8 protein-coding genes are annotated in these 8,490 nt (G+C 45.3%); 3 read left to right on the forward strand and 5 right to left on the reverse strand.

Annotated features, from left to right (window positions below):
• Positions 1 to 218: 218 nt before the first annotated feature.
• From QUB35_RS25315 to QUB35_RS25325, 3 genes are all read right to left on the reverse strand, one after another.
• A complete protein-coding gene (locus tag QUB35_RS25315; RefSeq protein WP_333144425.1) occupies positions 219 to 1,223 on the reverse strand; it encodes an ABC transporter permease subunit in 1,005 nt (334 codons plus the stop codon).
• Complete coding sequence (locus QUB35_RS25320) at positions 1,220 to 2,764, reverse strand: sugar ABC transporter ATP-binding protein (protein ID WP_333144426.1); 1,545 nt, start codon at positions 2,762 to 2,764, stop codon at positions 1,220 to 1,222. The genes QUB35_RS25315 and QUB35_RS25320 overlap by 4 nt, the downstream gene beginning before the upstream one ends.
• Positions 2,765 to 2,980: 216 nt before the next feature.
• On the reverse strand, positions 2,981 to 4,027 hold the full coding sequence (locus tag QUB35_RS25325) for an ABC transporter substrate-binding protein (RefSeq protein ID WP_333144427.1): 1,047 nt from the start codon (positions 4,025 to 4,027) through the stop codon (positions 2,981 to 2,983).
• A gap of 766 nt (positions 4,028 to 4,793) precedes the next feature.
• Between QUB35_RS25325 and QUB35_RS25330 the strand changes: the two genes are divergently transcribed.
• From QUB35_RS25330 to QUB35_RS25340, 3 genes are all read left to right on the forward strand, one after another.
• Positions 4,794 to 5,960: a glycosyltransferase family 4 protein gene (locus QUB35_RS25330; protein WP_333144428.1), complete on the forward strand. Its 1,167-nt coding sequence runs from the start codon at positions 4,794 to 4,796 to the stop codon at positions 5,958 to 5,960.
• Between the two features lie 212 nt (positions 5,961 to 6,172).
• Positions 6,173 to 7,327, forward strand: a complete 1,155-nt coding sequence (locus QUB35_RS25335) for a transposase (protein WP_333144429.1) — start codon at positions 6,173 to 6,175, stop codon at positions 7,325 to 7,327.
• 128 nt (positions 7,328 to 7,455) lie between these two features.
• The gene (locus tag QUB35_RS25340) at positions 7,456 to 7,836 is read left to right on the forward strand and encodes a hypothetical protein (protein WP_333105913.1); all 381 of its coding nucleotides are present in this window, start codon (positions 7,456 to 7,458) and stop codon (positions 7,834 to 7,836) included.
• A gap of 98 nt (positions 7,837 to 7,934) precedes the next feature.
• On the opposite strand, the gene QUB35_RS25345 is transcribed toward QUB35_RS25340, so the two are convergent.
• Both QUB35_RS25345 and QUB35_RS25350 read right to left on the reverse strand, forming a co-directional pair.
• On the reverse strand, positions 7,935 to 8,144 hold the full coding sequence (locus QUB35_RS25345; protein ID WP_333144432.1) for a hypothetical protein: 210 nt from the start codon (positions 8,142 to 8,144) through the stop codon (positions 7,935 to 7,937).
• Positions 8,101 to 8,349 (reverse strand): chlororespiratory reduction protein 7, encoded by a 249-nt coding sequence (locus QUB35_RS25350; protein ID WP_333144430.1) that lies wholly within the window; start codon positions 8,347 to 8,349, stop codon positions 8,101 to 8,103. The genes QUB35_RS25345 and QUB35_RS25350 overlap by 44 nt, the downstream gene beginning before the upstream one ends.
• Positions 8,350 to 8,490: the final 141 nt, after the last annotated feature.

The raw sequence follows: 8,490 nt of genomic DNA on the forward strand, positions 1-8,490 counted from the left end.
ATAAAAACCGATATTGCATCATTCTCAAGAACGGGCTCTCCGGCCCGTTCCACAAAAAAATTCACTCTTTGTGGAACGGGCCGGAGAGCCCGTTCCTAAACAAGTAATTGAGAAAGGTGCAATATCTCAGTTACATCCGTTAAATTCGTTACAGAATCCTTTGCCGAACTTCCTTCTTCCTTTTCCCCCTTGGGGGGGCAGGGGGGGGTTGGCTTCCCCTACGCTGCGCTTGAACCTGTGCGAACTTTGTCAATAGTCACTGCGATAATTATCACCAGACCTTTCACAACTAACTGCCAGAAGAAAGACACATTCATGAGAGTTAGTCCATTGTTGAGCAGGGCAATAATTAAAGCCCCCAGCAAAGTACCCCAAATAGTGCCAATTCCACCTGTAAAACTCGTTCCTCCCAAAATTACAGCAGCGATCGCATCTAATTCGTAGCCTTGCCCCAACATCCCCGTCGCACTGTAGAGACGGGACGCGCTCATAATTCCACCTAAACCAGAAAGCAACCCACTCACGCCATAGACAAATAACAGCACGCGACTCACCTTAATACCTGTCAATCGTGCTGCCCGAATGTTGCCTCCCACGGCATAAATATGCCTTCCGAGAACAGTCCGCCGCAAGACAAACCAACTCGCTAGAACTGCAAGGAAAGCGATAATAACCAACCAGGGAATTGGGCCGACATAATTGTTACCTACCCAAGCAAAATTCAGATTTCTATTGATAACGGTAGTGCCGTTAGCGACTAAATAAGCAACTCCCCGCAAAGCTGTGTAAGAACCGAGGGTGACGATGAACGGAGGCAAACCTAAATAGGCAACTAGCGAGCCGTTAAGCAATCCCAAAAAGACTCCGGCTATTAAGGCAGCCGGTACTGCAAACCAACCGAGACCTGGAACTAAGGAAACCAGCACCCCGACAACTGCAGTCACGCCCAAAATTGACCCTACTGAAAGGTCAATTCCGCCCGTCAAAATCACAAAAGTCATGCCGGTAGCTAGGACAATATTGATCGATGCTTGCCGGATGACATTGATCAAATTTCCTACTGAAAGAAAGTTGGGCGTTACCAGGGAAAAAATGATACAGATACCAACCAAAATCGGCAGGATACCGGCTACTTGGATAAAATTTCTCCAAGCTTGAGCTTTACTGCCTTTTTGGCGATCGCTCCCTGAATTTCTGCTGGTTTTTGTTTGGGTTTGACTCATGATTTTACTACCTCTTTTGCACCAGTGGCATAAGCCATAATGTTTTCTTGCGTAATTGCTTCCCCAGTCGATCCGCCTACTTCACCGACGAGGCTTCCTGCTCGCATCACTAAGACGCGATCGCTCATTCCCACAATTTCCGGCAATTCGCTGGAAATCATCAAAATAGCTACACCTTTGGCTGCCAAATCGCTAATAATTCGATAAATTTCGCTTTTTGCGCCAATGTCCACACCCCGCGTCGGTTCATCTAGCAAAAGCACCTTTGGGTTGATAGCCAACCAACGCGCTAGCAGCAACTTCTGCTGATTTCCCCCAGACAGATCCATTGCCCTGATGCTCGGACTTGCAAGGCGAATCTGCAAATTATTAATAGCATCATTGACAACTTTCAACAGAAAATTTGAGTTAATAATGCCAGCTTTTGCTTCTCGATCGAGGACATTCATGGTGATATTCTCACCCGAACTTGCCTCCAAAAATAGTCCGAGAGCCTTGCGATCTTCTGGCACGTAAGCAATTCCGGCGGCCATTCCTTCATCGGGTGTCGAGACATTGAGAGGACGACCTTCCAGTTTTATTTCACCGCTTACCTTCCGATCTGCACCAAAAATTAGGCGGGCAAGTTCTGTTCTGCCGGCGCCAACTAAACCAGCTAAACCCAGAATTTCGCCCGCATGAATTTGAAAAGTGGTCGGCTTTACTTTGCGGCCGTCGCTTAAATTTGTTACCTCAAGAACAACAGCACCCGGTGTTATTTGATGCTTGTTTTCGTACAAATCCTGTAAAGAACGACCCACCATCATTTCCACCAGGCGATTGGCAGAAATTTCGTGCTTTTCAAGAGAGCCAATATACCCGCCATCTCGGATGACGCTCACGCGATCGGCAAGGGCATAAATTTCTGCCATTCTGTGGCTGATATAAATAATAGCAATGCCCTCATTCCGCAAGCGGCGAACCACTTCAAAAAGCTTATCTGTTTCGCGGTCTGAAAGCGCTGCCGTCGGCTCGTCCATCACTAAAATTCGGCTTTTATCTTTTAGCGCTCTAGCTATTTCCACTTGCTGCTGTTCGGCAATTGAAAGTGTCGAAACCAGGTCTCCAGCCTCAAAATTTGCATCGAGGTTTTTCAAGACCTCAGATGCCTTGCGCCGCATTTCATCTTGGTCTAGAAATGTACCTCCTTTCTTGATCTCGCTGCCCATAAAAATGTTTTCAGCAACTGTCAGATTGGGGGCGAGATTGAGTTCTTGATAAATAATTGCTATCCCTAAATCTCTGGCTTGAGCGGGGTCTGTCATCTTAACAGCTTCGCCGTCAATTCTGATTTCGCCTGCATCGGCTATGTAGGCTCCCGCCAGAATTTTCATCAGCGTACTTTTGCCCGCACCGTTTTCCCCCATGAGGGCGTGGACTTCGCCTGGGTAAACGGTGATATTTACATCGTGCAAGGCTATAAAACCGTTAAAGGTTTTTTTAATACCTTGCATTTCGAGGACGGGCTTAGTTTGGATTGAATTTTTAGTGCTATTTACCATCGTAAATACCGTAAGAAAATCTGCTTGACTATTAAACTTAGATCCCCCCTAGCCCCCCCAAGGGCGGGCACGGGGGCACCGCCCCTACGAAGGGGGGGACAAGATTCCGATCAAAGTCAACCCCTACTCCCCAACAACCAGGGGGATTTAGGGGGATCTAGACTCGGGTAAAAACGAGATTCCTCAAGGGTTTTAGTCTTAACTTGGCACTAATGGTCACTCACTTGTCCAGCCTTTATGTTGATTGACGTTTTCGCGAGTAATCAGCGCGACTGGAATCAGAATGTTTGGATTGGCTGGCTTTTTCCCTTTCCGAATGTCGTTCCCGACTTCAACTGCCTTCGCTGCCATGCGAAATGGATCTTGAGCTGCTGTAGCCACAAATAAACTGTTGTTCTGCTTGAGGGCATCTAAAGCTTCAGGTGCACCATCGACTCCAACAATAAAGAACTCGCTTCTTTGTGCCTGTTTGGCTGCTAATTCTGCACCAATGGCACAGGGGTCATTAATTGCAAAAACCGCATCAATTTTTGGGAAGGAAGTAAGCAAATCGCTCATAACTCTCAACCCGCCATCGCGGCTGCCTTCAGCGTTCTGATCTTTGGAAAGAACTTTGAGATCGGGATATTTGGAGAGCACACTCTGGCAACCCTGAACTCGCTCGACCACTGAAGCGACGGGAGGCCCGTTGATAATCACAACGCTGCCTTTTCCTTTCAAGCGATCGGCTATATATTGACAGCTTACTTCGCCAGCTTGCACGTTATTTGAAGTAACTGTGGCATCAACGCCTCCCTCGGCGGCGGTATCAACTGCAATTATCGGAATTCCGGCTTGCTTGGCTTTTTCGACAACCGGGGCAATGCCTTTGGTGTCAGCAGCATTGAGTACAATCATGCTGACATTAGAGGCAATAAAGTTTTCGATTTGATTAAATTGCTGATTTAAATCGTCGCCGCTGGAAACGAGAGTTGTCCTCACGTTTGCACCGCCGATTTTCTTGGCTGCGGCCTCAGCACCCTTGCCAACTTGTACGAAGAATGGATTGCCGAGGTCACGGACTGCTACAGCAACTGATGAAAGTTCAGAGTTGCTTTTTTCCGTGCTGTTTTGAGCGTTCTGGGAAGCTGCGGCGCAACTTGCCAGAGTGCTGCTGAGTAGACTAAAAAGACTGAGTGCGATCGTTACTCGTTTCACCTCAAACTCCAATGAAGGATCGTTTGGAGAGAGTCGCTCGTAAATATGACGTTGCCCACCTAACATTAGCTTTGGTCAGGTTTAAGCTCGAATACCTAATTTTTTAGGTGACAGGCTTTTCTTCGTACATGATTGTACAAAACCTTGTTTCTTTTCTTCTCGTAAAACTTTCTGGCTCGGCTCGTTAGACTGCTTTTGCGAACAGACAATATACGAATATCCAGTCTCTGTCCTCCCTGCAAAAAATCAACGAGGCTTGATTTTTTTTAAATGCTTTATGAGCATTAATTTGAGCAGTATCTGAGAAAATTTTAGGAGAATATTTTCGACAAAATTTTTCAGAAATTGTGTTTAAAACCTGGCAGAGTCATATTAAATTTAACTCTCTATATTTGCTGATGATAACAGTTCAATACTGGCTCGATATCTATCTTTGGATAGACAAAACTTTTAGCAAAAACTAAAGATGCGAGAGCCTATATCGCCACCGATCTGCTAATCCGCCGTCGGGTCGAACGCCCCGCAGCAACTCCATAAATCTTAAATTTTGCTTGGGTAGGATATTGTAAAAAATCATTAAGTTTACAGTTAATAACGGTAGATCGTAGTAAAATGCAACCAAAGCCTCGCGCTCACCCATGCAGCCCGTTAAAAAGCCCTAGTTAAAAAGCAGAGCTTCGCTCAAAACTAACGGTGAGAGTAGGCGAGTCAAATATTTTCCTGTAAAACCTGCAACTACAATCCTCTTGACATGGTTTAAAAGCTCTGGATAATGGCGATCGCCCGGATTGGCAAAATCACTACTATACTGCAATAATTGTCTGCGCTGTCAATGCCTAAATCTGAGATGCGATCGACAAATCACCTATTCTGTTTCCTAGAAATATTTGCCAGCGAAGGCGGCATACAATCCTACGTTAAAGACATTTTCAAAGCTTACCTGTCCATAACCGCAAACACGACCTCGCCGCCACAAGCTGAAGTTTTGCTGTTGCGAGATTCCGAAGAATGCAACAATCCTTACGAGTCAAGAAATCTGAAATTTTATTATCTCAAAACCGAGAATCTCTGGTTTGGTCGTCTTAATTTTGCTACAGTATTACTAACTCGCTTGCTGCAAAAACGACCGCAGCGGGTTTTTTGCGGTCACATCAAACTCGCACCGCTAATTCAAATTCTGTGCCAACCCTTGGGAATTCCCTACACAATTTTAACTTACGGCAAGGAAGTGTGGGAACCGCTTGGGCCCAAATATCAAACAGCAATGAGTAAAGCTGACAGTATTTGGACTATTAGCAGGTACACGCGCGACCGCACTTGCAAAATTAACCAATTAAATCCTGAAAAGTTCCAAATAGTGCCTTGTACGGTAGATGTAAATATATTTACGACTCGGCACAAGCCACAGGATTTATTAGAGCAGTACAATTTGGTTGGTGCTAAAATATTGATGACTGTAGCCAGATTGCGATCGAGCGATATTTACAAAGGCGTCGATGTCACAATTCAAGCTTTGCCGCAAATAGCCGAAACTTTTCCGAATGTGAAATACTTAGTTATTGGCAGAGGAGACGATCGATCTAGATTAGCCAAACTCGCTGATGACTTGGGAGTTACCGAAAGAGTAATATTTGCGGGTTTTGTACCGACAGAAAATTTAGCAGCACATTACCAGTTGGCCGATGCTTATGTAATGCCCTCCCAGGAAGGGTTCGGTATAGTTTATTTGGAAGCGCTGGCTTGCGGAGTACCCGTACTCGCGGGGGACGCAGACGGGTCAGCCGATCCGCTGCAAGATGGTAAACTGGGATGGCGAGTTCCCCACCGAGATTCAGCAGCAGTAGCGGTTGCTTGTGTGGAAATGCTGCGAGGGGAGGATAAAAGGTGCGATCGCCACTGGTTGAGGGAACAAACCCTCGCAAGATTTAGTGTTGAATCCCTTTGTCAATCATTACTAGGAATTTTTCAACCCTCTGACTCAGATAAGCTTATGCCGTAGAGAGCGGTTTCTGGGTGTACAATGGGAAAATTAACTCGATCGACAGCCTGAATTTGTGAGTAGGATAGAGGTGATACTAAACGGCAGTTTCGTATACTTTTGGTGACATTAAAGACATATTGGACAAAAAAACACCGTTTTCTTGTCTTTTGTGGGCTGCGACTGGTAAAATTAGTATCCGAAGAAGGCAGTCCTGACTCTCTCCCCAGCCTATGTACGCCCTAAAGCTAGAACTCAAACTCAACAATTCAGAACGTACAAGGATGGCGCGACACGCCGGTTACGCTCGGTTTTGCTATAACTTGGCTCGTACCCTTTACTTGGGCGTGATGGATATCAAAGTTAGCCGTACTCGAAAAATTGCCCTCATCAAAAAAACCTTCACAAACTTCATCAAAAAACAACCAGAATATCAATGGACTAACACTTTATCATCTCGCGTTTATCAAAATGCTTTCCGGGCCTTCAATAGCGCCCTAGAACGCTTTTTTAACGGGGTCAGTGGCTTTCCTAATTTCAAACGCAAGAAAGGCGGGGACTCCTTTACCGTAGACAGCAGCAATGGGCCAATATTTCTGAGAGCTGGAAATCGGATAAAAATTCCCACATTGGGAACGTTTCGCCTGAAAGAATCTATCGGGTACAACTGTTGCTCTCAAACATTTACCATCAGCCGTAGGGCCGAAAAATGGTATGTCAGTTTTACAATAAAAGCTGACAGAATCCCCCCTTTGTATCATGAAGTATGCGAACCGACAGGCATAGATTTAGGAGTTTCCACCTTTGCCACCTTGAGTGACGGTACGGTATACCAACTGCCAAATTCCCTAAAAAAAGCGAAAATCAAGCTAGGGAAACTACAGTACCGCAATCGAAACAAGCAATTAGGCAATAGAAAACTTGGGATTGAAGCCTCGAAAAACGCTCAGAAATTTTATCGCAATCAGGCTAAACAACACGCCGATATTGCTCAGGGGCGACGAGATTTCTTGCAGAAAACAACGACAGAAATCAGTCAGAAGTATGCTCACATCCGCATCGAAGATTTAAATGTTTCTGGGATGGTGGCCAATCACAAACTGGCTTCTTCAGTAGTAGACTCAGGATTTTATGAATTTCGACGCTTTCTCACTTATAAATCTCCCATTTACGGCACTGTTGTCGAACTGGTAGATAGATGGTATCCCTCATCTAAAACTTGCTCAAGCTGCAGCCACGTTCAACCGATGCCACTTCAAGCGCGAATGTTTGTTTGTGAGTCTTGCGGTAACAATTGTCATCGAGACTTGAATGCTGCGATTAATTTAGCATCAGTCCCAAAAGATCGAGTAAGGATGGCTAGTCCTGAATTAACGCCTGTTGAGTAGTAAGGAGCCGACTCCCTACGCAGACACAGGAAATAAGTTTTAAGTGTCCGAGATGTCAGTCTTGTCCGCTTTATGTCAATCTTATGTAGCAGTTATGCCTACCTGCAAAGACACCCAAGGAGACCACCGTGAACCAAGGCAGCCCCAAAATATCTTTCAAGCTACCCCGTATTAGTAATTGGCTGATACTGCTGGGCATCGCGTGTTTGTTGGTGTCAATTGGTTTGGGTTGGGTAGTTAAATCAGTGTTGATTGTAGTAGCTTTTTTGTTGCTGACACCTGTGGTCGCATTTTTCGCGCTTCAGTGGTGGCTGAAACGCAATTTAATTGAAGATAAGTGTCCAGTTTGTCAATACGAATTTACAGCTTTAAATCAAACTCAGTTTCAGTGTGCCAACTGCGGCGAACCTCTGCAAATAGAGGAAGGTCATTTTAGTCGCTTGACACCGCCCGGTACGATCGATGTTACCGCAGTAGAAGTATCATCGGTTCAACAGTTAGAAGATTAACCATTGGGAATTGGGAATTGGGAATTGGGCATGGGGCATGGGGCATAGGGCATAGGGCATAAGTTATTTGTTGGTTGTTATTTGCTATTTGCTATTTGCTATTTGTTACCTGTTATTTGGTATTTGTTACTTGTTGGTTCTAATAACCAATTCTCCATGCCCGATGCCCGATTCCCGATGCCCGATTCCCGATGCCCGATTCCCGATGCCCGATTCCCGATGCCCGATGCCCGATGCCAGATGCCCAATGCGCGATGCCCAAAATTACTTTTCCAAGCGCACTGCATACCACTGCAAAAATTTTCCATACCCGACATCTAATTCACAATAAGTATCAATTAAATACTTGGCTTGAGCTTCCACGCCAGATATTTTATCCACCTCCTGCGGCAAATCTTCGTGTTCCTCGGCTAACACGGCTTTCAGCTTTTCTAACAGTTCCGCCGCAGTCAAAAACTGCTCTGGCTGGTTTGTTTCTAACACCACAAAGGTGTCTTCGTCATACAGTGACATAGTTTCAAAGGTTGAGGTTAATTATTTCTAAAGTTTCGTACACTTAAGCGAACCAAAGTATAAACTGCTACACAAATACTAGACAAGTCTCGACATTTGCTTCTTACTTCATCGGGAGCATGGGAGCGGTTATCCCTCAGT

The organism is Microcoleus sp. B13-B6 (assembly GCF_036705405.1).
Taxonomy (GTDB): Bacteria; Cyanobacteriota; Cyanobacteriia; order Cyanobacteriales; family Microcoleaceae; genus Microcoleus.